The following is a 25,227-nucleotide window of genomic DNA, read 5'->3' as shown; positions in this document are numbered from 1 at the left end:
CCGCAGCAGTGGCTGGTCACGCGCTCCCACATCGACTTCGGTCGAGTGTGGTCCTCCTCCTGTTGAGCTGACCCCTCGCACGGCTGCTTCTTCCGCGTCCTGCGTGCGCCTTCGCGCCGCTTCCTCGCGCCTTCACATCACTGATCACTCGCGCACCCCTCCCCTCGTCATGCCTCGTATCACTCCTGGCACTTCCGCCTGCCCGAAATCTCTGGAGCGCACCCCGTCATGAGCAGGTCCCGAAGCCTGAGCAGATCGCGCAACTACGCCGCGTTCGCCCTGATCACCGCCGCGGCACTCGGCCTCACGGCATGCGGGTCCGGGGACCCGGCGGACGTGGGGGCGGCCGGCAACGCCGCGCCCGCCGGCCAGAAGGGAAAGATCCCCACCGCCGATGTGGTGTCGGCCGTCCAGAAGGACGAGGCCGCGGCGGCGCTGCTGCCCGAACGCGTCCGCAAGGCGGGCACCCTCACCGTCGCCACCAGCGTCGGGACCCCGCCGGGGGCCACCTACCTGGAGGACGGGAAGACGGTGGTCGGGCAGGACGTCGACTTCGCGGACGCCGCCGCCAAGGTGCTCGGCCTGAAGCTGAAGCGCGAGGTGGCCTCCTTCGAGGTGATCCTGCCCGCGCTCGACAGCGGCAAGTACGACCTGGGCACCGGCAACTTCGGCGTCACCGACGAGCGCCGCCGGACGATCGACTTCGTCACCTACATCAACGACGGCCAGGGTTTCGCCGTCCGCAAGGACAGCAAGCTCGCAAACGTCACCGACCTCGCCCAGCTCTGCGGGCTGAACGTGGCGACCGGCGCGGGCACCACGTTCGAGGCCACCCTGGAGAAGAACAAGCCCAAGTGCGGGGCCGCCGGCAAGAAGCCGTACGCGGTGCAGACCTACAGCGACCAGGGGGCGTTGTGGATCTCGCTCCAGCAGGGCCGCAGTGATGTCGTCATGTCGACGATCAACGGCCTGCGGTATGCGGTGGGCCGCCAGGAGGGGCTGAAGTTCCTCAACGAGTTCCACCGCCTGGACGTGGGCTTCGCCTTCAAGAAGGGCACCCCCTTGGCCCCCGCCTTCCAGGCCGCGGTGAACAAGCTGAAGAAGGACGGGACGTACGACAGAATCCTGGCGAAGTGGGGCACGACGGAGTCGGGCACAGAGCGGTCGGAGATCTCACCACCGGAACACAAGTAGCGTGCCGAGCAGGCGGGTTCAACAGCTGGCGCAGCTGAGGCACTCGCAGCATTCACAACACTGACACACCTCGCAGCAGCTGCAGTCGCAGTCGCAGTCGCTGCAGCACCCTTCGCGCTTCTTGCGCGACCAGGGCCCCTCGTACTCGTCCGCGCAGCACATCTTGCAGGTGCAGCAGAGTCCGAGGAACGCGGCGCAGCCCGCGAAGAAGCCGCGCGGCTGGGGACGCGGGGGCTCCGGCGGGAAGCCGTACGGGTTGCCGCCGTGCTGGGGCGGCTGCCCGTAGGGGCCGTACGAGGCCTGCGGCTCGGCCGCGTCATGGGCGTGCCCGCACTCCGTCGTGCGGAACGAGCGGTTCACGGACTGGGTCAGCTCGTGGGCGAGCAGGACGTGGGCGAGTTTGCTGTCGACGAAGTCGACGTCGCGCAGGGCGAGCCGGATGCCGTGCACCGCGTCGTCGGCGAGCCTGCGCGCCTCGACGAGATCCGTACCGGTCGCGGCGAGCGGGTTCCAGGCACCTGACGCGGCGTCGGTTTCCCGGTCCTCCACGGCGTCCAGGAGATGCGCGAGCCGGCCGAAGAGCCGGCCGGCCTCGGCGAGCGGCGCCATGTTGTGCGGCTTTCCGGCGAGTACGGCGGTGTGCGCGAAGGCGGCCGCGGTGGCCGTCTCGGTGGGCTCGGTGACGGTGAGGAGCGAGGTGCCTGGCCCGGCGAGCGCCTCGATGCCGCCCTGCCGGTCGACGGCGTCCACAAGCACGGCCGTGTCGAAGCCGAGCTCGGCACCGGTGCGCGCGCCCGCCCGGTCCCAGCTCCTGGCTATGCGGCGGGCCGCCACCGCGACCGGCTTGCGCCCCAACAGGCCGTCCCTGTCGGCCACGTGGTCGCGGACCTTCGCCGAGGCGAGGACAAGGGAGACGGCCGCGGCGAGCCGGGCCCCCTCGCCCTGGGCGACGGGCGCGGTCCGCATCGCGCGCAGCGGGCAGGGCCCGGCGGTGCGCCGCCAGCCGGTGCTCCTCTCGGCCTGAGCCTCCGTCAGAACCGAGACGATCAGGCCGTCGTAGTTGGTCACGACCCGGGCGAGCTGCCCGTGGTCGGAGCGAAGTGCCAGGCAGAGCCCGCAGAGATGAGCCATCCACTCCGTCTTCAGGCCCTCGGTGAGCCGGTGCGAACAAGGCCTGACGATTCCGAACACAGCTCTCCCCCGAGTGACGTTGAGCACCCCGCCCAACGCATCGTTCTTCAGTGCGGCAGGCATCGTATCGAGTGATCCGTTCACCCGTACGAGCCCTGTGTCACTCGTGTGGAGGGACATACATAATTTTGTTACGCCCGGTTTCGCGTACCGTACCTATCCCGGAGGATTCCTGACGAATCGCCACATGATCTGTGCCAGTACCGTCACGAATCACCTGCGCGGCGACTATCCACTTGGCGCGGTATCCGCATCATGGACGACCATAGGGATGCGGAACTGAAGACGTGGCAAGAAGAAGACCGCTGTGAGAGGAGGCGTCCATGGGATCGGTGCGCAAGGCCAGTGCCTGGCTGGGACTTGTCGAGGACAACGACGACCGCTACTACGACGACGAGTACACCGAAGGTGCCGCCGAGTCCGGCGAGGCCTGGGTGACCGACCCGCGCGTGCGGGTGGCCTCCGAGGCGGCCGAGCAGCAGGACCGCCGCATCGCCACCGTCACGCCGGACGGCTTCGGGGACGCGCGGGGCATCGGGGAACTGTTCCGCGAGGGCGTGCCGGTCATCGTGAACCTGACGTCCATGGACGCCGGTGACGCCAAGCGCGTCGTCGACTTCGCGGCCGGACTCACCTTCGGTCTGCGCGGCTCCATCGAGCGCGTGGCGACGAGGGTCTTCCTGCTGACCCCCGTCGACACCCAGATCGTCAACGGCGAGCCCGCGGGCCGCCGGACCGGTGGCTTTTTCAACCAGAGCTAGGGCGAGGCGCTCGCCGGATCACCTGAAGGCATCAAGTCCGGTGAGCGCCTTGCCCAGCACCAGCTGGTGCATTTCGACGGTGCCCTCGTAGGTCAGCACCGATTCCAGGTTGGTGGCGTGCCGCATCACGGGGTACTCGAGGGAGATCCCGTTGGCGCCGAGGACCGTGCGCGAGGTGCGGCAGATCTCGATCGCCTCCCGTACGTTGTTGAGCTTGCCGAAGCTGACCTGTTCAGGGCGGAGCCGCCCCGCGTCCATGCGGCGGCCGAGATGGTGGGCGAGCAGGATCCCCTTGTGCAGTTCGAGCGCCATGTCGGCGAGCTTTGCCTGGGTCAACTGGAAGCCACCGATGGGCTTTCCGAACTGTTCGCGGGTCTTGGCGTAGTCGACCGCCGCTTCGAAGGAGGCGCGGGCCGCACCCATCGCGCCCCACACGATTCCGTACCGCGCGTGCGAGAGGCAGCTGAGCGGGCCCTTGAGTCCGGTGACTTCGGGGAGTACGGCGTCGGCGGGGAGCCGCACCTCGTCCATGACCAGCTCGCTGGTGACGCTGGCCCGCAGCGACCACTTGTGCTTGATCTCGGGGGCGGAGAAGCCGGGGGTGTCGGTCGGCACGGCGAAGCCGCGGATGCCGTCGTCGGTCTGGGCCCAGACCACCGCGACGCCGGCCACCGAACCGTTGGTGATCCACATCTTGCGGCCGTTCAGCACCCAGTCGGTGCCGTCCTTCTTGGCGTACGTGCGCATGCCGGCCGGGTCGGAGCCGTGGTCGGGCTCGGTGAGACCGAAGCAGCCGATGATCTCGCCCGCGGCCATCCCGGGCAGCCATCGCCGCTTCTGCTCCTCGGAGCCGAACCGCCAGATCGCGTACATGGCGAGCGAGCCCTGCACGGAGACGAGGGAGCGGATGCCGGAGTCGGCGGCCTCCAGCTCCAGACAGGCGAGCCCGTACTGGACCGCGGTGGCGCCCGCGCAGCCGTAGCCGGTCAGGGACATGCCGAGGGCGCCGATCGAGCCGAGTTCGCGGGCCAGTTCACGGATGCCGGGCAGCTCGCCGTTCTCGTACCACTCGGCGATGTGCGGCAGGACCCGGTCGGCGGCCCAGGAGCGGACGGTGTCGCGGATCGCGAGGTCCTCGGGGCTCAGCAGGTCGTCGATGCCGAGCGGGTCGGCCGGGTCGAAGGGGGGCAGCTTGGAGGAAGGAGCGGACATGAGGGCGCCTCCGCGGCTCTCGCTCAACTAAAACTAGCGGTGTTAGTTATTACCTGAGCGCTGACGTTACGGGTCAGTGTCCCGTGCGTCCAGACTCCACGGTCGCCACATCCCCGGGCCGCGCCGGGGACGGCAGCTTCACGCTCAGCTGCTGCGCCTTGCGCGGCTCGGGCTCGCACGCGGCCTCCGGCTCGGGCTCCCGCTCCTGCCCGGCCACCGAGCAGTCCATGATCCGCGGCAGCCGCAGACCGGCCACCGCGCCGAGGAGCAGCAGGGCGGCGCTGACGAACAGCGTGACGTGCAGGCCGTGCACGAAGGAGTTCCGGGCCGCGGTGCGCAGCGCCTCGCCGGCCGGGCCGCCGAGGCGGCCGGCGACGTCGTAGGCCTCGCCGAGCGAGTTGGAGGCGGCGGCCGACGCCTTGGCGGGAACCCCGCCGACGGACGTGAGGCCCGGTGCGTAGGCGGCGTTCATGACACTGCCGAGCAGCGCGATGCCCATGCCGGCGCCGAGCTGGTAGGAGGTCTCGCCGATGGCGGCGGCGCCACCGGCCCGCTCGGGCGGGGCCTCGCTGAGCATCGATTCGTACGCCGCGAAGAGCGTGGTCTGGAGCCCGAAGCCGAGCATGACGAACGAGACGAACATCAGCGACGGCCAGTCGGTCTGCCCCATGAGGACGAGCAACAGCACGGCGCCCGCGGTCAGAACGAAGCCCGTACAGACCATCCGGCGCGGGCCGAGCCCGCGCAGGGTGTACGAGCCGGTCGCGCCCGCCGCCATCGCGGCGAAGGTGAGCGGCAGCATGCGCATACCGGTTTCGAGCGGAGAGAGGCCGAGTACCAGCTGGAGGTACTGGACGGCTATGAGCTCCAGGCCGACCAGGGCCAGCATGGCGACGATGATGCAGCCGACCGAGGTGGCGAAGGCGGGCCGGGAGAACAGCCGGATGTCGATGAGCGGGTGCGCGCGGCGGCGCTGCCTGCGGACGAAGACGATGAGCAGGGCGGTGCCGAGGCAGAGGGCGGCCAGGGTGCGGCCGTCGGCTATGCCGTGCCCGGCGCCGAGCCGCTTCACGCCGAACACCACGGCGAGTATGCCGCCGGCCGCCATCAGCGCGCCGAGCACGTCCCAGGGCCCGTCGGAGCTGCCCCTGGACTCGGGCACGATCCAGCGCCCGATCGGCAGGATCAGCGCCATCAGCGGGATGTTGATCAGGAAGACCGAACCCCACCAGAAGTGCTGGACGAGGAAGCCGCCGAGGACCGGTCCGACGGCGGCACCGATCGCGGCGACCGCCGTCCAGATGCCGATGGCGGTGGCTCGCTCGCGGCGGTCGGGGAAGACGACGCGCAGGATCGAGAGCGTGGCGGGCATGATCATCGCGCCGCCGATGCCGAGCAGCGCGCGGGCCGCGATCAGCACGGGCGCCGATTCGGCGAGCGCCGCGACCGCGGAGGCGGCGCCGAAGATCGCATAGCCGAGCAGCAGCACCCGGCGCCGGCCGACCCGGTCGCCCAGGGTGCCGAAGAGGATGAGGAGGGCGGCGCAGACCAGCGGGTAGGCGTCGACGATCCAGAGGAGTTCCACGGAGCCGGGCCGCAGGTCCTCGGTGACCGAAGGAATCGCGACATGCAGGACGGTGGCGTCGAGCGCCACGAACAGCAGGCTCACACAGAGGACGACGAGGATGACCCAGCGGTTGGCGCCGCCGGCGCGCACACCGGGTCGCGCACCGGTCATGGTCGTCCCTGTCATGTACGTACCTCCCAGTACTGCGGACCCTCCGGGTCCGGGACGGTGCGGTCGCAACGGACCGTGCCGTCACCACTCTCGCGGTCGGTGGGCCCGGAGGACCAGTGACCAGCCCTGATCGGGATCCCCGAGGCCCGGCATCGACGGGCGAGTGATTCGTCAGACTACGCGAGTTCCCCCGAGTGGCGCGTGGTCCACCTCTCACGGCGAACCCCGCCGAGGTGTGGTGTGCGCCACGCAGGTTCCACCCATGGGGTGATCTTTACGCTCCGTACCCGACCGGTGACCGAAGCATGAATTCCGCTCCCCCGCCCGGCAAACGGAATTCCGACGGATACAAACAAGCCTTCCTGCGCCGAGTCGAATGAATAGAGGACAAGGCCCCGGGGTATTCCACGGCGTCCGGGAATAAAGGTGGGCGTGAGACATACTCCACATCACATCGTCATCACAAAGGCCCCGGATCGGCCTGGGCGCTCACTCACTCGCTGTAACGTCGATTGAGTGCGTACTGACCGAATCTTCGCCCGCCTGGACCGGGAGCCCGAGCCACCGAAGATAGAGATCCCGCGGATGAGCCGTCACCGCGTGGTCCTCTTCGGCGCGACGATGGCGTTCTACCTCGCCATCGTCGTCGCTGTGCTGGGCTCGTCCTGGCTCGTCGAGCTGGACTGGAAGGTCATGCTGTACCGGCCGTACGAGCAGTGGCCGCAGCTGCACGCCTTCCTGGACTACTTCGTGGTCCTCGGCCAGCGCGGACCCACCGCGGTGATGGTGATGGCCTGGCTCGGCTGGCGCTCCTGGCGCCAGCACACACTCCGGCCGCTCCTGACCCTCGGGGCGGCCCTTCTGCTGCTCAACATGACGGTCGGTTCGGTCAAGCTCGGCCTCGGCCGGCTCGGCCCGCACTACGCGACACAGATCGGGTCCGCCGAGCTGTTCGCCGGCGGCGACATATTTCCCTCGGGGCACACCGCCAACGCGGTCGTGACCTGGGGCATCCTGGCCTACCTCGCCACCACGCCGCGCGCCCGGCGCTGGCTCTCGGTCATTTCGGCCATGGTGGCCCTGGGCGTCGGCGCGACCACGGTCTACCTCGGCACGCACTGGGTGAGCGACGTGCTCCTCGGCTGGGCGGCCGGGCTGCTGATCCTGCTCGCCCTGCCCTGGTTCGAGCCGCTGATCGCCCGCGCGGAGGCCTTCGTCTTCGCCGTGCGCGAGAAGGTGCGCGAGCGCAGGCGGCCCCGCGCGAGCGCCTCGGCCCCGGTTCCGGTCCCCGCGGTGCCGGCCATGCCGCCCCAGCGCGGGCACGAGGAGGACGACGCCCCCGTGCGCGAGCCGGTCGGCGTCGCGAGCGGGCGCGGTCCCGGCCGGCCGCTCCCGGCCAGGCCCTACCAGCCGGCCCGTTCGGAGCGGCCCCCGGTCGTCCCGGCAGGCACCCGGCGCCCCCCGCACACCGAGCGGACGCCGCGCACCGCCCCGGCCCGCCCCCTGGGCGGCTGACGCCCCGCGGACGACCCGCACGGTACGCACACGGCACGAAGGCCCCCGGTGAACACCGGGGGCCTTCCTCGTATCCGCTCGCGGGAGCGGTCTCAGCCGTGCCAGCAGCGGGTCACGGTGCCGTCCTCGACCTCGAAGTTCAGCCGCCCCGCCAGATACTCCATGGTGATGATCGAGCCCGGCGGAAGCGCCCTGACGGTGGACCAGCCGCGCGACCTGGCGAGCCGCTCGGCGCCCTCGGCGTCGAGGCCGACGTAGGACTCGGGGGCGTCGTCGGGATGTGCGGGGTGGGACGGTATCGGTGCCATGCCACCCACCGTAGGCGTGCCGCCCCGACGACGGAAGCGGGGGGCCGCCGGGGCCGGTGGGCCGGGTGGGAACCTGCCGGTTGTCCGCCCCCGGTACCCCACCAGTCACACTTCTGTCACAGGATCCGGGCTCGGGTGCGCTTCGAACTCTGTCACTCGTACGGGCAGTTCCTGACCCCTTGCCCGGTTATCGCACGCCGCACTTCCAGCCGGTCGAACGCATTACTGGAATTGACAGAATTCTTACGCCGGACGCCGGGGGAATTCCCGCCCGGCAGTCCAATGGACGGGAATTGACGGCGCATGGGTAATTCACCGCACCCTTACACAATCCCTACCCGCAACCCCGTGACCGGGGCCCCTCGAAGCTCGGCCGGATGGCGTACGCCCCCTGTTGCGGCGGGCCCGACCGCGAGCATCATGGCCCCTGGCCTGACGCCAGACACCTCTGGGGGTGCAATGGGTACGGAGACGGTGACCCCGGCGGCAAAGCCCGCGAGGGCGGCCCGGCCGGGCGCGGTGATCGTGGACTGGCTGACCACCACCGACCACAAGAAGATCGGGCACCTCTACCTGATCACGTCGTTCGTCTTCTTCCTCGTCGCGGGTGTGATGGCCCTCCTGATGCGGGCGGAACTGGCCCGCCCGGGGCTGCAGATCATGACGAACGAGGAGTACAACCAGCTCTTCACCATGCACGGCACGATCATGCTGCTGCTCTTCGCGACGCCGACCTTCGCCGGGTTCGCCAACGCGATCATGCCGTTGCAGATCGGCTCCCCCGATGTGGCCTTCCCGCGCCTGAACATGCTCGCGTACTGGCTGTTCCTCTTCGGCGGCCTGATCGTGCTCGGCTCGGTGCTGCTGCCGACCGGGCCCGCGAGCTTCGGGTGGTTCGCCTACGCCCCGCTCAACTCGCTGACCCGCTCCCCCGGCGCGGGCGCCGACCTCTGGATCATGGGGCTCGCGCTCTCCGGCTTCGGCACCATCCTGGGCTCGGTCAACTTCGTGACCACCATCATCGGGATGCGCGCCCCCGGCATGACGATGTTCCGGATGCCGGTCTTCACCTGGAACGTCCTGTTCACCTCGATCCTGGTGCTCATCGCGTTCCCGGTGCTGGCTGCTGCGCTGCTCGTCCTGGAGGCGGACCGCAGGTTCGGCTCGGTGGTCTTCGAGGCGCAGAACGGAGGGGCGCTGCTGTGGCAGCACCTCTTCTGGTTCTTCGGCCATCCCGAGGTCTACATCATCGCGCTGCCGTTCTTCGGCATCATCACGGAGATCATCCCGGTCTTCTCCCGCAAGCCGATCTTCGGCTACATGACCCTGGTCGGGGCGACGGCGGCCATCACCGGCCTGTCCATCGTGGTGTGGGCCCACCACATGTTCGCGACCGGAGCGGTGTTGCTGCCGTTCTTCTCGTTCATGTCCTTCCTGATCGCGGTGCCCACCGGAGTGAAGTTCTTCAACTGGACCGGCACCATGCTGAAGGGCTCACTGAGCTTCGAGACACCCATGCTGTGGGCGGTCGGCTTCCTGGTGAGCTTCCTGTTCGGCGGCCTGACGGGCGTCATCCTGGCCTCGCCCCCGCTGGACTTCCACGTCACCGACTCGTACTTCGTGGTGGCGCACTTCCACTACGTGGTGTTCGGCACGGTGGTCTTCGCGACGTTCGGCGGCTTCTACTTCTGGTGGCCGAAACTGACCGGCAAGATGCTCGACGAGCGGCTCGGCAAGATCCACTTCTGGACGCTGTTCATCGGCTTCCACGTCACGTTCCTGGTCCAGCACTGGCTGGGCGCCGAAGGCATGCCCCGGCGGTACGCGGACTACCTGGCGGCGGACGGCTTCACGGCGCTCAACATGATCTCGTCGATCGGCGCGTTCCTGCTCGGCATGTCCACGCTGCCCTTCTTCTACAACGTCTGGAAGACCGCGCGGTACGGCAAGAAGGTGGAGGTCGACGACCCGTGGGGGTTCGGCCGCTCGCTGGAGTGGGCCACGTCCTGCCCGCCGCCGCGCCACAACTTCGTGACCATCCCGCGCATCCGTACCGAGTCCCCGGCCTTCGATCTGCACCACCCGGAGTTCGCCCCGTTCCGCGACGACCTGCCGCCCGGGGAGGAGCCGGTGGCGGTGCCGTCCACGAGGGAGCCCGAGGCCTGGGGGGACACCCCTTAGCCCCGTATCGCGTCGACGCGGACGCTCAGGTCGTTCGCGCCCGTGTAGTAGGGGCGGACCACTCCGGCGCCGACCGTCGACCCCGGGTATACGAAGATCGCCTGCTTCAGCGGGACGTCGTCCAGGATGCGGGCCAGGCGCACCGCGGGGCGGCCGTTGCCGGTGAGCAGCCACAGGTCCCAGAGCCATTCCTTGGCGTCAAGGCCCTCCGCGAGCGGGGCGTACGGGAGCGTGAAGGCGAAGCCGTCGCCGTCGGCGGTCGCGGGCACCCGGTGGACGCGACCGCCCCCGCCCCGCAGCCGCGCCTCGACGGTCGCGCCGGGGCCGAGCTCCACTCCGTACAGCCGCCCGTGCACGGTGACGCCGCCCGCGCCGAAGCCGATCGGGCCGGTCTCGGCGTGCGGTCTGCGCAGCCAGCTGCGGACGACGAGCTCGCCGGAGCGGCCCGGGTAGGGGATGCGGACCGCGACCCGGTCGGCGTCCGGGCCCGGCTCTCGGTCGACGAGGGCGCGCAGGTCCCGGGTGCCCGGCTCCAGGCGCTGTTCGGCGCCCTCGCCGAAGCGCAGATGGGCGTCCCACACGCCCTCGGCGAGGTCGACCGTGCTGGGCAGCACCGCCCGGAGCAGACCCTCGGCCGCCGGGGTGAGCGGCAGCAGCACATCGGGGCCGGGGTTCGTGCCGCGGCGGCGCAGGACGAGCGCGGCACCAGGCTCTCCGGCGCCCGTGATGTCGAAGGTCACCCCGCCCGCGGAGTCGGCGATGCAGTCGGCGCGCGGGGCCGCGGAGGCGCTGCCCGTGTCCGGGGACTCGGCGGTGGTGGTCATGCGGTCTGCCCTTTCCGGAGCACGGAGGCGGCCTTGTGACGCAGGGCGTAGGCCCCGTCGAGGGCGGTGCTGCGGGCCCGGTGCAGCGAGCCGCGCAGCGCCCCGGCGGAGCGGCTGCCGCCGCCCTGGGCGTGCAGTTCGTCGAAGATCGCCTCGTGGCGTTCGGCGATCCTGGCCGGGTCGAAGCGCTCGGAGCTCTCCAGGGCCGCCTTGGCCATGCGGTGGCGCAGTCCGTCGTCCTGGATCAGTTCGAGCAGGGCCGCGGCCACCGCGTCGGCGTTGCCGGTCTCCACGAGCCGGCCGTCCACCCCGTCGTCGATGATTTCGCGTGGCCCCTGTGGACAGTCCGTGGAGACGACGGGGAGTCCGCAGCGCATCGCCTCGACGATGGTCATGCCGAAGGACTCGTGGCTCGAGGTGACGGCCGCGAGGGAACCCTTGACCCACTCGCTGTCGAGATCGCCGGCCAGGCCCATGAGGAACACATGGTTGTAGAGGCCAAGATCGTCGATGAGGTTCCGCAGGGTTTCGCGTTCGTTGCCGAAGGCGTCGCCGGAGCCGTAGATCCGCAGCTTCCAGTCCGGCCGTACGGCGACGACCTGCGCGAACGCCTTCACGAGCAGGTCGTACCGCTTGACCGGGGTGAGCCGCCCCGCCGCCACGACCAGCTTGCCGTCGCCGGAGGCGGGCTCGACACGGGGCGAGGGCACGCCGTTGGGCACCGCGTCGATGCGCACGTCCGCCAGCCGCAGCTCCCGGTAGGCCGCCGCGTCGGCCCGGGTGACCGTGGTGATCGCGTCGAGCAGCGGATAGGAGTGGGCGATCTCGCTGCGCAGGCGGTAGCTGTGTCCGGGGAGCGTCAGGTGTTCCTGGCCGACGCGGACCACGCCGGGCCGGGTCTCGCGGGCGATGTGCACGTTGAGGCCCGGCCGGGTGCCGACGACGACGTCGGCCTCGACCGTCCGCAGGTGGTCGCCGATCCGGGCGTCGGTGAGCCGGCTGTACTGGCTGTGGCGGCCGTCGCCGCGCGGGAAGACCTTGGCCGGCCGGTGGTGCTGGGGGTGGTCGCCCTCGTATCCGGGACTGCTCTTGCGCAGATCGACGAGGTGCCGCAGGCGCACGCCTTCGGGCGCGGGGAGGGTGGGCTCGTCGTGGTGGCGGAAGACGGAGACGATCTCGACGTCGTGCCGCCGGGCGAGCTCACCGGCGAGGTTGAAGGTCGACCGAATGGTGCCGCCCAGGCTGTACGCGTTGTGCAGCAGGAATGAGATGTGCATGCGCTACGCGTCCCCTTGGTCGTTCGATCGATCGATCGATCATGCTCTTGATCATTCGACCGGTCGGGCCGGTCGGGACCGAAACCCTGCGGTCACGAACGGACTGTACTTGGGTTGACCGTCACCTGTACTCCAAGGGTTGATCACCACAGGTCCACCCGGTGACGGGCGGAGGGCGGCGGCGGTGGGGGCGCTTTCCGGACAGCGGCGAGCCCCGTCCGGACGGCCGGACGGGGCTCTGGGCCTCAGATCTTCAGCTGCTGCCCCGGGACGATGAGATCCGGGTCACCCCCGACGACGGCCCTGTTGGCCGCGTACAGCGCCTCCCACCCGGTGCCGTGCGCCGCCGCGATGGCGGACAGGGTGTCGCCGCTCCTGACCGTGTAGGAGCCGCTGGCCGGGGCGACGGGCGCGCTCTCGGCGCGGAGCGGGGCGGTGCGCGGCTGGGGCGCGGGCGCCTTGTGCGGCTTCGGAGCGGCCTGCTGCGGGCTGCTCTCGGCCTTTTTTTTCTGTGCGGGCTTCTGTGCGGGCTTCTGTACGGGCTTCCGGGCGGGCTTCTGTGCGGGCTCGCCCGCCGCCGGGGCGCTGCCGTACGCCCCCGCCTGGCGCGAGCAGACCGGCCAGGCACCCCAGCCCTGCGAGCGCTGGACCTTGGTGGCGATGGCGATCTGCTGGGCCCTGCTGGCCCTGTCGGCGGTGGAGGCGTACGCCCCGCCGCCGTGCGCCCGCCAGGTCCCGGCGGCGAACTGGAGCCCGCCGTAGTAGCCGTTTCCGGTGTTGATGTGCCAGTTTCCACCGCTTTCGCACTGGGCGATGCGGTCCCACACACCGCTGTCCGCCGCGGAGGCCGGACCGGCGACGCCGAGCAGGGCGAGCGGTGCCACGACTGCGGCCCCGATCAGCACTGCCGTCCCACGCCTGCGTATGGAGCTGGAACCACTGGTACCAACAGACATGAAATCCCTCTCGAAGGACCCGGGGTCCCCCTGGGCGGCGCGGTCTCCGGCGCGTCCGGCGCCTCGTTCCGTGCCGCCCCCGCCCACCGGAAGGTCATAGCTGGCTGTGCGGCCGGCGGGCGTTCCCGGGCGGTGCTCGATGCACACGGCGGTGGAATCTAGGGACCCGCACGCTCCGGCATCAACCAATGCCCCGTCATTCGAGGCCAGTTGCCCGTTACCGGGAGTATCAGCGATTTCCGGACACCCACTTGATGCGCGGATATCGCCATTTGTCGACCTGTCATTGAAGTGATCTGTGACTCAGCTCACCGGGTCAACTTCCATGGCGCCCACAGGTGTTGACAGGGAGTGAAGGGTTCCGCGGGTGAATTCACCCTCCGCTGGGGACGGTTCGATTCCGTTCGCCTTCGCGCGTGACCCCGGCCACAGATCGCCCGTTGTCGTTTGTACGAGAGAAGCCGGGAACCGCCCGGCGCATCCACTCAGTTCCTAGGAGCCACCCGTGCCGCGCATGCTCGACGTCAGTGAGGACGTCCGCGCCGAGATCGGCGACGAAGAAGCCGAGCGGCTGCTCGCCGGCGAGAACGCCCCGGGCAGCTACGACTGCACCTCCTGCCGCACGCCGGGCGACTCCGAGCAGGAGCGCACCAGCACCGTCCTGTTCGTCGGCGAGGAGACCGCCGTCCTCGCGTTCGCCCACGCCAGCTGCATCCCCTCCCAGGTCGTCCAGGTCGCCGAGGAGCAGCTCCAGGGCGCCGTGCGCTCCATCACGGGCGCGGAGCCGGCCGGCGGGGCGCCCGAGCAGGCGGTCCTCGGCATCACCAGCGGTCTGGTGCTGATCGAGGGGGATCTGCACCCCGCGCTCGTCGTCGAGCCGACGGGTCCGATCTCCCGGCCGGGCTCCGGCGGCAGCACCGACGAATTCCTCCCGCTCCTCATCGAGCAGGGCTTCGTGCCGGTGACGGACATGGGGCGGCTGCCCTCGGTGCTTCCGGGGTGGTCCGTGCTGCTCGCGATGGGCCAGCTGCACGCGGTCCTGCAGCCCGGCACCGGCGGCGGCAGCAGCTCGGTCTCCTGGTGGCAGGCGCACCAGCCGCTCCAGGTGACGGACGGCTGGCGGGCCGCGGCCAACAAGTCGCAGCGCGTCCTGGTCTTCGCGGCCCCGGTCGGCATGATCGGCCAGCAGCCGCGCGAGGACCTGCTCAGGGACGCCCTGGAAAAGGCCGCCGCCGACGGCCGCCTGGTGGCCGCCGCGATGCCGCTCGCCGGCACCTGAGCCGTCCCGCGCGCCCGCCCCGGCCGGTACGGGGTGGGCGCGGAAGGGGCGTGGGCCATCCGGACCCGCGCTACCGATAAGCCGAAACACCCCGCATCCCCGGCCGTACGGGGTCGTTGGCACATACGTGCACACATATGACCCGCCCCGCCAGCCGTACCAGGCCCAGATCCCTGCGATGCGCCCCTCGGGCGACGCGTCGGGAGCCCACTCCCCCACGTCCCCCACGCCGATCTACGACGCGCTGTACTCGGAGTACCTCAGGTCCTTCCGCACCCTCCCCGGTGACCGGTCGGGCGAGGAGGATCTCGGGTTCACCGCGTTCGGAGCGCTCGGCGGCGGGTTCACCACGGTGCACGGCGGCAACCGCGCCGGCCAGCAGACCGGCCACCAGACCCAGCACTTCCCCGTCACGTACGCCGGGAACTGGCATCTGCACCCCGCCATGAACGCACACGGGCGGCAGTACACCGGGCACCAGGTCCCGGCAGCACTGCCGCCCGGCCCCCGCAGGGGCCTCTAGGGCCTGTCCGGCGGATCTTGTCTGGGACGCGCGACCCTGGTGCGCCCTCCCCCAGGGCCTAATGGGCCAGGGGGGACCCCCACCGCGTTGTCGTCAATCACCGACTCCCCCAAGTCCTCGACTTGGCTCGGACAGGGGGAACCCCCACCGCGTCGCCTCAATCCTCCGCCTTGCAGCTGGACGCACCAGGCCCCCGCTCACCAGCACTGAAGAGCTGAGCCGCACCGCGGGCGACCAGATCCACCGGACAGGCCCTAGCCCTCCTCGCGAAGGGCCCGCTCCCGCAAGGGGGTCACTTCTTACGGCCGCGCTTCTCGCGCACCCGCACCGAGATGTGGATCGGGGTGCCCTCGAAGCCGAACTCCTCGCGCAGCCGGCGCTCGATGAAGCGCCGGTAGCCGGCCTCGATGAAGCCGGAGGCGAAGAGCACGAACCGGGGCGGCTTGGTGCCCGCCTGCGTACCGAACAGGATGCGCGGCTGCTTACCGCCGCGGATCGGGTGCGGGTGACCGGCCACGAGCTCGCCGAGGAAGGCGTTCAGACGCCCGGTCGGGATCCGGGTCTCCCAGCCCGCGAGCGCCGTCTCGATCGCCGGGACCAGCTTCTCCATGTGGCGGCCGGTCAGCGCGGAGACGTTGACCCGGGGCGCCCAGGCGACCTGCTGCATCTCGGTCTCGATCTCGCGCTCCAGGTAGTAGCGCCGCTCCTCGTCGAGCGTGTCCCACTTGTTGTACGCGATGACCAGCGCGCGCCCGGCCTCGACGGCCATCGTGATGATCCGCTGGTCCTGCACGGAGATCGACTCGCTGGTGTCGATGAGGACGACCGCGACCTCCGCCTTCTCGACGGCGGCGGCGGTCCGCAGCGAGGCGTAGTAGTCGGCGCCCTCCTGGAGGTGGACGCGGCGGCGGATGCCCGCCGTGTCGACGAACTTCCAGGTGATTCCGCCGAGTTCGATGAGCTCGTCGACCGGGTCGCGGGTGGTGCCGGACAGCTCGTTGACGACGACCCGCTCCTCCTTCGCGACCTGGTTCAGGAGCGAGGACTTGCCGACGTTCGGACGGCCGATGAGGGCGATGCGGCGCGGGCCGCCCCCCGCGGTGCCGAAGCGCTGCGGCGGGGCCTCGGGCAGCGCCTTGAGGATCTCGTCGAGCAGGTCGCCGGTGCCGCGGCCGTGCAGCGCGGAGATCGGGAAGGGCTCGCCGAGGCCGAGCGACCACAGGACGGCGGCGTCGGACTCGCCGGACATGCCGTCGACCTTGTTCGCGGCGAGCACGACGGGCTTACCGGCCCGGCGAAGGAGCTTGACGACGGCCTCGTCGGTGTCGGTGGCTCCCACGGTGGCATCGACGACGAAGACGACGGCGTCGGCGGCCTCGATGGCGAACTCGGCCTGGGCGGCGACGGAGGCGTCGAGGCCGAGGACGTCCTGCTCCCAGCCGCCGGTGTCGACGACCTTGAAGCGGCGGCCGGCCCACTCGGCCTCGTAGGTGACGCGGTCACGGGTGACGCCGGGCTTGTCCTGGACGACGGCCTCGCGGCGGCCGATGATGCGGTTCACCAGGGTCGACTTGCCGACGTTCGGGCGGCCGACGACGGCGAGGGCCGGCAGCGGGCCGTGGCCGGCCTCGTCGATGGCGGCCTCGACATCCTCGACGTCGAAGCCCTCTTCGGCGGCGAGCTCCATGAACTCCGCGTACTCGGCGTCGCCGAGCGCTCCGTGTTCGTGCTGGTCGTTCATGAAGTCCGTACCTCGTTCATCGTGGTGATCGGTGGATCGCGATCGGGCGGTCCACTACTGAAAGTCTGGCCTAGCGCCCGGTCAGGCGCCTGGCGTTCTCCAGGTGGCCGGTGAGCCGGTCCTGGATGCGGACGGTGGCCTCGTCCAGGGCTTTGCGGGTGCGCCTTCCGCTGCCGTCGCCCGCTTCGAAGGCGTCCCCGAAGACGACGTCCACCCGGCTGCGCAGCGGCGGCAGCCCCTTTATCAACCGTCCGCGGCGCTCGGTGCTTCCCAGCACCGCGACCGGGACGATGGGCGCCCCCGACCGTACGGCGAAGTAGGCGAGGCCGGCCCGCAGCGAGGCGAAGTCGCCGTCGCCCCGGGTGCCCTCGGGGAAGATCCCGAGGACGCCGCCCTGGTCGAGCACGGCCAGCGCGTCGGTGATCGCGGTGCGGTCGGCGACCGCCCGGTCCACCTTGAGCTGGCCGATGCCTTCGAGGAACCGGCCGAGCGGCCCGACGAAGGCTTCCTTCTTGATCAGGAAATGGGTTCCGCGCGGGGCGGTGCCCATGACCATCGGGCCGTCGATGTTGTGGGAGTGGTTGACGGCGAGGATCACCGGACCGCTCGCCGGAACCCGCCAGGCGCCGAGCACCCGCGGCTTCCACAGCCCGTACATCAGGCCGACACCGATCCGGCGCCCGATCTCGGCGCCACGCTCCGTGGGAGCCGTCACTTGGTGGCCTGCTTCTCCTCGATGAGGGTGACCACGCACTCGATGACCTGGTCCAGGGTGAGCTCGGTGGTGTCCACCTCGACCGCGTCGTCGGCCTTGGCCAGCGGGGAGGTCTTGCGGCCGGAGTCCGCCGCGTCCCGCTTGATCAGGGCTGCCTGGGTGGCCGCCACGTCGGAACCCTTGATCTCGCCGCTGCGGCGGGCCGCGCGCGCCTCGGGGGAGGCGGTGAGGAACACCTTCAGGTCGGCGTCGGGCAGCACGGTCGTGCCGATGTCACGGCCCTCGACCACGATGCCCTGTCCGGCGCCCGCCGCGATGTCGCGCTGGAGCTGGGTGATCAGGGCCCGCACCTCGGGGACGGCGCTGACCGCGCTCACCTTGGACGTGACGTCCTGGGTGCGGATCGGCCCGGAGGCGTCCTCGCCGTCCACGGTGATGGTCGGCGCCGACGGGTCGGTACCGGAGACGATCACGGGCTTGGCGGCCGCGACGGCGATCTCCGCCGGGTCGTCGATGTCGATCCCGTTGCTGATCATCCACCAGGTGATCGCCCGGTACTGGGCTCCGGTGTCCAGATAGCTCAGCCCCAGCTTGGCGGCGACCGCCTTGGAGGTGCTGGACTTGCCGGTGCCGGAGGGGCCGTCGATGGCGACAATCACTGCTGCCGGAGCGGTCCGGGCGGCGCTTTCCACGGTGACGGACACCTTCCTGGTACGGGGCGGGGTTTGCTCGGGGCGCAAATCCGCCCCCTACAAGGTTACTGGCTCGTGCGAGCCCCCCGTCCCGCCCGGGTGCCCCACCGCCTCACTGCCGGATCGACCAGCCCCGCTCCCGCAGCGCAGCGGTCAGGCCGGGGGCCGCGGCCGGCTCGACCATGAGCTGGACCAGACCCGCCTGCTGGCCGGTGGCGTGCTCGATGCGGACGTCCTCGATGTTGACCCCGGCCCGGCCCGCGTCCGCGAACAGCCGCGCGAGACCGCCCGGCTCGTCGCTCAGGAGCACGGCGACGATCTCGTACGTGGCGGGCGCCGCGCCGTGCTTGCCCGGCACCCTGACGCGGCCCGCGTTGCCGCGGCGCAGCACGTCCTCGATGCCGGCGGCGCCGCCGCGCCGCTTGTCCTCGTCTGCGGACTCCAGGGAGCGCAGGGCGCGCACCGTCTCGTCGAGGTCGGCGGCGATCCCGGACAGGACGTCGGCGACCGGGCCCGGGTTGGCGGAGAGGATCTCGACCCACATGCCGGGGTCGGAGGCCGCGATGCGGGTCACGTCCCGAATGCCCTGGCCGCACAGCCGTACCGCCGTCTCGTCGGCCTCTTCGAGGCGGGCGGCGACCATGGAGGAGACCAGCTGCGGGGTGTGCGAGACCAGGGCCACGGCCCGGTCGTGGGCGTCGGCGTCCATGACGACCGGCACGGCGCGGCAGAGCGCGACCAGTTCGAGCGCCAGGTTGAGCACCTCGGTGTCGGTGTCCCGGGTCGGCGTGAGCACCCAGGGCCGGCCCTCGAAGAGGTCGGCGGTGGCGGCGAGCGGGCCCGAGCGCTCCTTGCCCGCCATGGGGTGGGTGCCGATGTACGCGCTCAGGTCGCAGCCAAGGGCGAGCAGCTCGCGGCGCGGGCCGCCCTTGACGCTGGCCACGTCGATGTACGCGCGGGCGATCCCGCCCCGGATCGCCCCGGCCAGGGTCTCCGCCACGTGCGCAGGCGGCACGGCCACGACGGCGAGGTCGACCCGGCCCTCGGGCGGCTCGTCCGTGCCGGCGCCGAGGGCGGCGGCGGTGCGGGCCTGGCCCGGGTCGTGGTCGGCGAGGTGCACGGTGATCCCGCGGCTCGCGAGGGCCAGGGCGGCGGAGGTGCCGATCAGGCCGGTACCGATGACGAGTGCGGTTCTCACTGGGCGATGTCCTTGCGCAGGGCGGCGGCGGAGCCGAGGTAGACATGGGCGATCTCGGCCTTGTCGAGGTAGGTCTCGACGTGCGCGAGGATCCGCACCACGCGGGGCATGGCGCCGGCTATGTCGAGCTCCTGCGCGCAGATCAGGGGTACGTCGGTGATGCCCAGCTGGCGCGCGGCGGCGGCCGGGAAGTCGCTGTGCAGATCCGGGGTGGCGGTGAACCAGATGCTGATGAGGTCGTCCGGAGTCAGCCCGTTGCGCTCCAGGATCTCGGTGAGCAGCGCGCCGACCTGCTCGTCCATGTGCCCGGCCTCGTCCCGCTCAAGCTGGACGGCCCCGCGGACCGCTCGTACCGCCACGACGTACTCCTCGGACTTCGGCCTTCGATCTTCGTTCCCGTTCAGCGTAGTCAGCGCCACCGACATCGCGGAGGCCGCGGCCGCCCTGCGAGACGGGGACGGCCGCCGCGTGCCGTCCGCGCCACAGGTTCCGCTCCCGGGTCGGGCCGTCCGGGGACCTCATCGGTTCGGCTCCGCCACTTGGGCGAACGGCGTCCCGGGGAGCCGTTCGGGGCGGGTCTGCGGTAGAACCGACGGATGATCCTGCACGTGGTTCCCCTGGACGAGTGGTCGGCCGCCCCCGGCCTGCCCTACGCCCCGCCCTCGCTGGCCGCCGAGGGCTTCGTGCACTGCTCGGCCGACGAGGCCTCCGCGCTGTCCATCGCCGACGCCCACTACCGCGAGGTGCCCGGCCCGCTCCTGGTCCTGCGCATCGACGAATCGGCGCTGGCCGCGGAGGTCCGCTGGGAGGGCACCGGGGACGTCCTGTTCCCGCATGTGTACGGGCCCGTCGAGCGGGCGGCCGTGACGGAGGTCCTCGCAGTGCGCCGGGACGCCGAGGGGCGCGCGCTGGGCCTCACGCCCCGGATGTGACCCCGGCGGGCCTGTTCCCCGCCCGGATGGAGGGATTGGGCGAGTACGCGCCGGGACTCCGGGTCGTCGGTGCTTCGTCCCGGGGTCATTCGACGCCAGGATGCTCCTGCCGCGCGTGCTTCCGGTGGGGCGGAAGAAAACCTTCCGGACGGACGGCCTGACGACCCTGGACGTCCGGCGTGACGGCTTCACATTCGGCGTGACGACTTGAGGAGCACACGATGGACGCAGCCAACAGCCGCAGGACGGTACTCGTGGCGGCGGCGGGAGCGGCCGGAGCGGCGGCCCTGGCGGGCTGTTCGGACTCCGGGGACGGCGGCGGAAGTCCGACGCCGCCTCCGACGGTCACCGGTTCCGCCACCCCGGGCCGGCCGAGCCCGCCCACGACCGCCGCCGCCCAGGCGAGCCAGCCCGCCCAGGGCGGCAAGGTACTCGCCAAGACCTCGGACATCCCGGTCGGCGGAGGCATGGTCTTCGCGGAGCAGAAGGTCGTCGTCACCCAGCCGGAGGCCGGCACCTTCAAGGGCTTCTCGGCGATCTGCACCCACCAGGGCTGCACGCTCTCCAGCGTGTCCGGAGGCACCATCAACTGCCCCTGCCACGGCAGCAAGTACCGGATCGCGGACGCCTCGGTGGCCAACGGGCCCGCCCAGCGCCCGCTGCCCGCACAGCAGATCACCGTCGAAAACGGTTCGATCATGCTGCCCTGACCAGCGACCATGAAGCCATGACGCCAGAGGAACTCGTTGCCGGCCACACCGTCTACTCCTGCGTCATGGGCTCGCGCGCCTTCGGTCTCGCGACCGAAGGCAGCGACACCGACGTGCGCGGGATCTATCTGGCGCCGACCCCGCTGTTCTGGCGCTTCGACAAGCCCCCGACACATGTCGAGGGCCCGGCGGACGAACAGTTCAGCTGGGAGCTGGAGCGGTTCTGCGAGCTGGCCCTGCGCGCCAATCCGACCACCCTGGAGTGCCTGCACTCCCCGCTCGTCGAGCACATCGACGACACCGGGCGGGAACTCCTGGCCCTGCGCGGCGCGTTCCTCTCCCGTCAGGCCCACGTGACGTTCGCCCGGTACGCGCTGGGCCAGCGCAAGAAGCTCGACGCGGATGTGCGGCAGCACGGCGCGCCGCGGTGGAAGCACGCCATGCATCTGCTGCGGCTGCTGACGAGCTGCCGCGATCTGCTGCGCACCGGCGAGCTCACCATCGACGTCGGCGCCGAGCGCGAGCGGCTGCTCGCGGTCAGGCGGGGCGAGTTCTCCTGGCCGGAGGTGGAGTCCTGGATGACCCGCCTGGCCACCGAGTCCGACGAGGCGGCCACGGCCACTCCCCTGCCACCCGAGCCCGACCGGGCCCGGGTGGCGGAGTTCCTGTTCCGGGTGCGCCGCGACTCAGCCCTGACGGCGGACGCGTACGACGAAGTCGTGCAGCGCGTCGTGCCCGGCGGCGGGCAGTAGCAGGGGCTCAGGCATCCCAGAGGGCCCCCAGGGTCAGGAGTTCGCTGCGGTACTCGATGCGTTCGGCCCACTCCTTGGGCCAGGCCGCGGCTCCCAGGTGGGCGCCGGCGAACGCGCCGGCCAGGCAGGCGATGGAGTCCGAGTCGCCCTGGGTGCAGGCGGCCCGGCGGAGCGCCGTGAGCGGTTCGTCGGGGAACAGCAGGAAGCAGAGCAGGCCCGTGGCGAAGGCCTCCTCGGCGATCCAGCCGTCGCCGGTCTCCAGACAGGGGTCGGTCTCGGGCGAGGGGTTGCGCAGCGCCTTGAGCACCCGGTCGAGCGCGTCCAGGCAGTCGTCCCAGCCGCGCGCGATGAAGTGGCCGGGCGTCGGGTCCTGCGCAAGCGTCCACAGGTCGCCGAGCCAGCGGTCGTGGTACCGGTTGCGGTTCTCGTACGCGTACGAGCGCAGCTGGCCGACCAGGCCCATCGGGTCGGCGCCCTGGGCGAGCAGGAACACCGCCCGCGCGGTGAGGTCGCTGGCGGCGAGTGCGGTCGGGTGGCCGTGGGTGAGTGCGGACTGCAACTGGGCGGCGCCCGCCCGCTGTTCCTCGCTCAGACCCGGAACGAGCCCGATCGGGGCGACCCGCATGTTGGCGCCGCAGCCCTTGGAGCCGAGCTGGACGGCCTGCTGCCAGGGCAGCCCGCTGTCGAGCTTCGCGCACGCCACCAGGCAGGTCCGGCCGGGGGCCCGGTTGTTCTCGGGCGAGTGGTACCAGTCGACGAACTCCGCGCGGACCGGGCCTTCGAGCCGGTCCGGGCCGAGCAGCCCGCGGTCCATGGCGGTACGGATGCCGCGGCCGAGCGCGAGCGTCATCTGGGTGTCGTCGGTGACGAACGCGGGGCTGGGCAGCGCCATCTCACGCCACGGCCCGCACTTGGCCAGGATCGCGGGCACATCGCTGAACTCGGTCGGGAAGCCGAGGGCATCCCCCAGCGCGAGGCCGATCAAGGCACCGGTCGCCGTCTGTTTCGCAGCACGGTTCATGACTGTCGTCCCTCCGGGCGCAGAAGGGGCGGATGCAGCGCGGTGGCCGGACCCGCCCGGTAGAGCGCGGCCGGTTTGCCCCGGCCGCCGGTCAGCCGCGAGGCGCCTGCCACCTGCTCGACGAAGCCGGGCGTGGCAAGGACCTTGCGGCGGAAGTTGGGGCGGTCCAGGGCGGTGCCCCAGACCGTCTCGTAGACCTGTCGCAGCTCGCCGAGGGTGAACTCGGGCGGGCAGAACGACGTGGCGAGGCAGGTGTATTCGAGCTTGGCGCCGACGCGTTCGCGGGCGTCGGCGAGGATGTCGGCGTGGTCGAAGGCGAGCTGTCCGCTGGTGCCGAAGGCGATCCACTCGGCGTGCGCCGCGTCGCCTCCGCCGCGAGGTTCGGGCAGGTCGGGCACGAGCGCGGTGTAGGCCACCGACACGACCCGCATGCGGGGGTCGCGGTCCGGCTCGCTGTAGGTGCGCAGCTGTTCCAGGTGCAGCCCGGCCACGACGTCGTCGGGCAGGCCGGTCTCCTCGGCCAGTTCGCGCCGGGCCGCGAGCTCGGCGGACTCGCGCGGCAGCACGAACCCGCCGGGCAGCGCCCACGCCCCCGCGTACGGCTCCTGGCCGCGCCGGATGAGCAGCGCGTGCAGGGCGCCGCCCCGGACCGTGAAGACGGCGAGGTCGACGGTGACGGCGAACGGTTCGAAGGCGTGCGGGTCGTACCCCTCGGGCACGTTTCCCGCCGGCCCCCGGGCGCCCCCCTCCAGGGCCCGGGGGCCGACGGCGGTCATCGTCGCTCCGGCAGCGGGTCGCCGAGGTCCCAGCCCCGGTCGAGCAGCGCGTCGACGGCGGCGACGGCGGTGGCCAGCCGCTCCTCGTGCGGGCCGCGCAATTCGATGAACTCCCGCCCGGAACGGGTCAGTTCGGCCCGGAACCGGTCGGTCATCCAGGGCCGCAGCTCCTCGCCGTCGCGCAGCCCGTCGTCCTCGAAGGGCACGCCCTCGTGGTCGGTGAGCAGCCACAGGTGGTGGGCGGCGGCCCGTTCGGCGGCGGCTTCGACGCGCGGGTTGCGGCGGCCCATGTAGCGCTCGTGCCACACGGTGGTGGCGAAGGAGTCGGTATCGCAGAACAGCACGGGCGAGCCGAGCCCGGCGGCGGTGTTCTCGCGCTCGTTCTGCCGCTCGGCGATCACCGGGAACTCGTCCGAGCCGAACTCGACGTCCTCCCACTGCGCCTGCGGGTAGCGGGAGCGCAGGGCGGCGAGCTTGCCCTCGCTGTACTCGCGCCCGTACTCCTCGACCCACCGGGTGCCCGCCCAGGGGCCGCCGCGCTCCCGGTAATGCCCGGCGAGCGCGCGGGCCATGGTGGTGGTGCCGGTCGACTCGGCGCCGAGCACGACCACGCGCCGGGCGAGCCGGGCCCGTACCGGCTCCGCGAGGAAGTCCCAGGTGCCCACCGGGTCCTTGCGCACGGCCGTGCCGGAGACGGGGAACAGGGTGCGGTCGAGGTCGACGAGGACGTGCTCGGCGCCGAAGCGCCGGGCGAGTTCGTCGCCGTACGACTCGGAGGTGAAGACCGCGTCGACGCGCTCGGGCACGGCGCCCCGGAAGACGGCCATGTGAGCGTCCCATATGCCGGGGTCGTTGAGGTCCATCTCGATGTCGTCGACGGCTCCCAGGACCCGGGCGTCCGGGTGTACCTCGCGCATCCACTGGACCCGCTCGGCCAGCGGAATCGTCTCGACGGAGGCCGCGCACACCAGCACGGTGAGCCGCTCGCAGCGGTCGGCGGCGGTGCGGACGAGGTGGTGGTGGCCGGCGTGCGGCGGATAGAACTTGCCGAGGACCAGGCCGTGTCCGTGGGCCTTCATGCCGCCACCTCCGCGAGCCGGGCCGGGCGCGCGCCGAGCTCGCGCCGCCAGCCGCGCAGTCCGACCAGGCACAGCGTCAGGAACCCGGCGTACAGGAGCGAGGTCAGACAGAGCTCCTTGTAGGCGTAGAGCGGGATGTAGACCACGTCCGCCGCGATCCACAGCCACCAGGACTCGACGAGCTTCTTGCACTGCCCGTACGTCGCCGTCAGGGAAAGGGCGGTGGTGAGCGCGTCCCAGAACGGGACGGTCGAATCGGTGGCCGCGCCCAGCAGGAAGGTGAGCGCGACGGTCCCCACCGCCCCCGCCGCGAGCAGCCACAGCCACTCGGTGCGGGTCGTCCGCCGGACCGGAAGCGCGCCGGAACCTGATCCACCCCCGTGGGCCCAGGTCCACCAGCCGTACACGGCGAGGGCGATGAAGACGACTTGGAGTCCGGCGTCCGCGTACAGGCCCGCCTGGAGGAACAGCACGATGAAGAACACGTTGTTGGCGAGTCCCACCGGCCAGTTGGCGATGTGCTGCCGGGCCACCAGCCAGACACACAGCGCGCCGGTCGCGAAGCCGAGGATCTCGGTCCAGGTGAGGCTCACGCCCGTACCCCCTTAATGGTCACTCTGACTATAAAGGCGTTCGGGCCGACCGCACAAGG

At 71.3% G+C, this 25,227-nt stretch carries 25 protein-coding genes; 9 read left to right on the top strand and 16 right to left on the bottom strand.

Going from position 1 to position 25,227, the window contains the following annotated elements:
- Positions 1–246 precede the first annotated feature (246 nt).
- Positions 247–1,194: an ABC transporter substrate-binding protein gene (locus IE206_RS11250; protein ID WP_189962314.1), complete on the top strand. Its 948-nt coding sequence runs from the start codon at positions 247–249 to the stop codon at positions 1,192–1,194.
- A gap of 18 nt (positions 1,195–1,212) precedes the next feature.
- On the opposite strand, the gene IE206_RS11245 is transcribed toward IE206_RS11250, so the two are convergent.
- Entirely contained in the window at positions 1,213–2,385 is a 1,173-nt protein-coding gene (locus tag IE206_RS11245) for a DUF5685 family protein (RefSeq protein ID WP_189961964.1), read from the bottom strand.
- A gap of 323 nt (positions 2,386–2,708) precedes the next feature.
- Here IE206_RS11245 and IE206_RS11240 point away from each other — a divergent pair, with 323 nt between their 5' ends.
- Positions 2,709–3,146 (top strand): cell division protein SepF, encoded by a 438-nt coding sequence (locus IE206_RS11240; protein ID WP_189961963.1) that lies wholly within the window; start codon positions 2,709–2,711, stop codon positions 3,144–3,146.
- Between the two features lie 18 nt (positions 3,147–3,164).
- Here the strand turns inward: IE206_RS11240 and IE206_RS11235 are convergent, their stop codons facing one another.
- Positions 3,165–4,358, bottom strand: coding sequence for an acyl-CoA dehydrogenase family protein (locus IE206_RS11235; protein ID WP_189961962.1), 1,194 nt, complete (start codon positions 4,356–4,358; stop codon positions 3,165–3,167).
- A gap of 73 nt (positions 4,359–4,431) precedes the next feature.
- Positions 4,432–6,111, bottom strand: coding sequence for an MFS transporter (locus IE206_RS11230; RefSeq protein WP_189961961.1), 1,680 nt, complete (start codon positions 6,109–6,111; stop codon positions 4,432–4,434).
- A gap of 501 nt (positions 6,112–6,612) precedes the next feature.
- Here IE206_RS11230 and IE206_RS11225 point away from each other — a divergent pair.
- Positions 6,613–7,611, top strand: coding sequence for a phosphatase PAP2 family protein (locus tag IE206_RS11225; RefSeq protein WP_189961960.1), 999 nt, complete (start codon positions 6,613–6,615; stop codon positions 7,609–7,611).
- A 92-nt stretch (positions 7,612–7,703) separates the two neighbouring features.
- Here the strand turns inward: IE206_RS11225 and IE206_RS11220 are convergent, their stop codons facing one another.
- Positions 7,704–7,919 carry an I78 family peptidase inhibitor gene (locus tag IE206_RS11220; RefSeq protein WP_189961959.1) on the bottom strand — a complete coding sequence of 72 codons (216 nt, stop codon included), beginning with the start codon at positions 7,917–7,919 and terminating at the stop codon, positions 7,704–7,706.
- Positions 7,920–8,378: 459 nt separating this feature from the next.
- On the opposite strand from IE206_RS11220, the gene ctaD reads away from it, so the two are divergent.
- Positions 8,379–10,100 (top strand): aa3-type cytochrome oxidase subunit I, encoded by a 1,722-nt coding sequence (gene ctaD, locus IE206_RS11215; RefSeq protein ID WP_226598755.1) that lies wholly within the window; start codon positions 8,379–8,381, stop codon positions 10,098–10,100.
- Here ctaD and IE206_RS11210 read toward each other — a convergent pair.
- From IE206_RS11210 to IE206_RS11200, 3 genes are all read right to left on the bottom strand, one after another.
- Positions 10,097–10,924, bottom strand: coding sequence for a transferase (locus IE206_RS11210; protein ID WP_189961958.1), 828 nt, complete (start codon positions 10,922–10,924; stop codon positions 10,097–10,099). The genes ctaD and IE206_RS11210 overlap by 4 nt on opposite strands.
- Positions 10,921–12,201, bottom strand: a complete 1,281-nt coding sequence (locus tag IE206_RS11205; RefSeq protein ID WP_189961957.1) for a glycosyltransferase family 4 protein — start codon at positions 12,199–12,201, stop codon at positions 10,921–10,923. Before IE206_RS11205 ends, IE206_RS11210 begins: the two co-directional genes overlap by 4 nt.
- 245 nt (positions 12,202–12,446) lie before the next feature.
- Positions 12,447–13,157 (bottom strand): LysM peptidoglycan-binding domain-containing protein, encoded by a 711-nt coding sequence (locus IE206_RS11200; RefSeq protein WP_189961956.1) that lies wholly within the window; start codon positions 13,155–13,157, stop codon positions 12,447–12,449.
- A gap of 505 nt (positions 13,158–13,662) precedes the next feature.
- On the opposite strand from IE206_RS11200, the gene IE206_RS11195 reads away from it, so the two are divergent.
- Both IE206_RS11195 and IE206_RS11190 read left to right on the top strand, forming a co-directional pair.
- The gene (locus tag IE206_RS11195; protein ID WP_189961955.1) at positions 13,663–14,436 is read left to right on the top strand and encodes a DUF8842 C-terminal domain-containing protein; all 774 of its coding nucleotides are present in this window, start codon (positions 13,663–13,665) and stop codon (positions 14,434–14,436) included.
- A 127-nt stretch (positions 14,437–14,563) separates the two neighbouring features.
- A complete protein-coding gene (locus tag IE206_RS11190; RefSeq protein WP_189961954.1) occupies positions 14,564–14,959 on the top strand; it encodes a hypothetical protein in 396 nt (131 codons plus the stop codon).
- A gap of 292 nt (positions 14,960–15,251) precedes the next feature.
- On the opposite strand, the gene der is transcribed toward IE206_RS11190, so the two are convergent.
- From der to aroH, 5 genes are all read right to left on the bottom strand, one after another.
- A complete protein-coding gene (der, locus tag IE206_RS11185; protein WP_189961953.1) occupies positions 15,252–16,700 on the bottom strand; it encodes a ribosome biogenesis GTPase Der in 1,449 nt (482 codons plus the stop codon).
- 70 nt (positions 16,701–16,770) lie between these two features.
- Positions 16,771–17,415, bottom strand: a complete 645-nt coding sequence (locus IE206_RS11180; RefSeq protein ID WP_189961952.1) for a lysophospholipid acyltransferase family protein — start codon at positions 17,413–17,415, stop codon at positions 16,771–16,773.
- On the bottom strand, positions 17,412–18,119 hold the full coding sequence (gene cmk, locus IE206_RS11175) for a (d)CMP kinase (RefSeq protein WP_189961951.1): 708 nt from the start codon (positions 18,117–18,119) through the stop codon (positions 17,412–17,414). The genes IE206_RS11180 and cmk overlap by 4 nt, the downstream gene beginning before the upstream one ends.
- A 100-nt stretch (positions 18,120–18,219) precedes the next feature.
- Positions 18,220–19,305, bottom strand: coding sequence for a prephenate dehydrogenase (locus tag IE206_RS11170; protein WP_189961950.1), 1,086 nt, complete (start codon positions 19,303–19,305; stop codon positions 18,220–18,222).
- Positions 19,302–19,664, bottom strand: coding sequence for a chorismate mutase (gene aroH / locus IE206_RS11165; protein ID WP_053723523.1), 363 nt, complete (start codon positions 19,662–19,664; stop codon positions 19,302–19,304). The genes IE206_RS11170 and aroH overlap by 4 nt, the downstream gene beginning before the upstream one ends.
- A 237-nt stretch (positions 19,665–19,901) precedes the next feature.
- Between aroH and IE206_RS11160 the strand changes: the two genes are divergently transcribed.
- The 3 genes from IE206_RS11160 (at position 19,902) to IE206_RS11150 (ending at position 21,699) form a co-directional block, all read left to right on the top strand.
- Positions 19,902–20,237 carry a DUF952 domain-containing protein gene (locus tag IE206_RS11160; protein WP_189961949.1) on the top strand — a complete coding sequence of 112 codons (336 nt, stop codon included), beginning with the start codon at positions 19,902–19,904 and terminating at the stop codon, positions 20,235–20,237.
- Between the two features lie 221 nt (positions 20,238–20,458).
- Positions 20,459–20,947, top strand: coding sequence for a Rieske (2Fe-2S) protein (locus IE206_RS11155; protein WP_189961948.1), 489 nt, complete (start codon positions 20,459–20,461; stop codon positions 20,945–20,947).
- A gap of 17 nt (positions 20,948–20,964) precedes the next feature.
- Positions 20,965–21,699, top strand: a complete 735-nt coding sequence (locus tag IE206_RS11150) for a nucleotidyltransferase domain-containing protein (protein ID WP_189961947.1) — start codon at positions 20,965–20,967, stop codon at positions 21,697–21,699.
- A gap of 7 nt (positions 21,700–21,706) precedes the next feature.
- Here IE206_RS11150 and IE206_RS11145 read toward each other — a convergent pair whose 3' ends face one another.
- From IE206_RS11145 to pnuC, 4 genes are read right to left on the bottom strand one after another with little or no spacing between them, the layout of a single operon-like run.
- The gene (locus IE206_RS11145) at positions 21,707–22,720 is read right to left on the bottom strand and encodes an ADP-ribosylglycohydrolase family protein (protein WP_189961946.1); all 1,014 of its coding nucleotides are present in this window, start codon (positions 22,718–22,720) and stop codon (positions 21,707–21,709) included.
- Positions 22,717–23,496, bottom strand: coding sequence for an NUDIX hydrolase (locus IE206_RS11140; RefSeq protein WP_189961945.1), 780 nt, complete (start codon positions 23,494–23,496; stop codon positions 22,717–22,719). Before IE206_RS11140 ends, IE206_RS11145 begins: the two co-directional genes overlap by 4 nt.
- Entirely contained in the window at positions 23,493–24,575 is a 1,083-nt protein-coding gene (locus IE206_RS11135; RefSeq protein ID WP_189961944.1) for an AAA family ATPase, read from the bottom strand. Before IE206_RS11135 ends, IE206_RS11140 begins: the two co-directional genes overlap by 4 nt.
- Positions 24,572–25,168, bottom strand: a complete 597-nt coding sequence (gene pnuC, locus IE206_RS11130) for a nicotinamide riboside transporter PnuC (protein ID WP_189961943.1) — start codon at positions 25,166–25,168, stop codon at positions 24,572–24,574. The genes IE206_RS11135 and pnuC overlap by 4 nt, the downstream gene beginning before the upstream one ends.
- Between the last annotated feature and the right edge of the window lie 59 nt (positions 25,169–25,227).

Source organism: Streptomyces violascens, assembly GCF_014649955.1.
In the GTDB taxonomy this organism is placed as follows: Bacteria; Actinomycetota; Actinomycetes; order Streptomycetales; family Streptomycetaceae; genus Streptomyces; species Streptomyces violascens.
The sequence above is the reverse complement of the archived record's forward strand: the minus strand, read 5'-3'. Positions and strand labels throughout refer to the sequence as shown.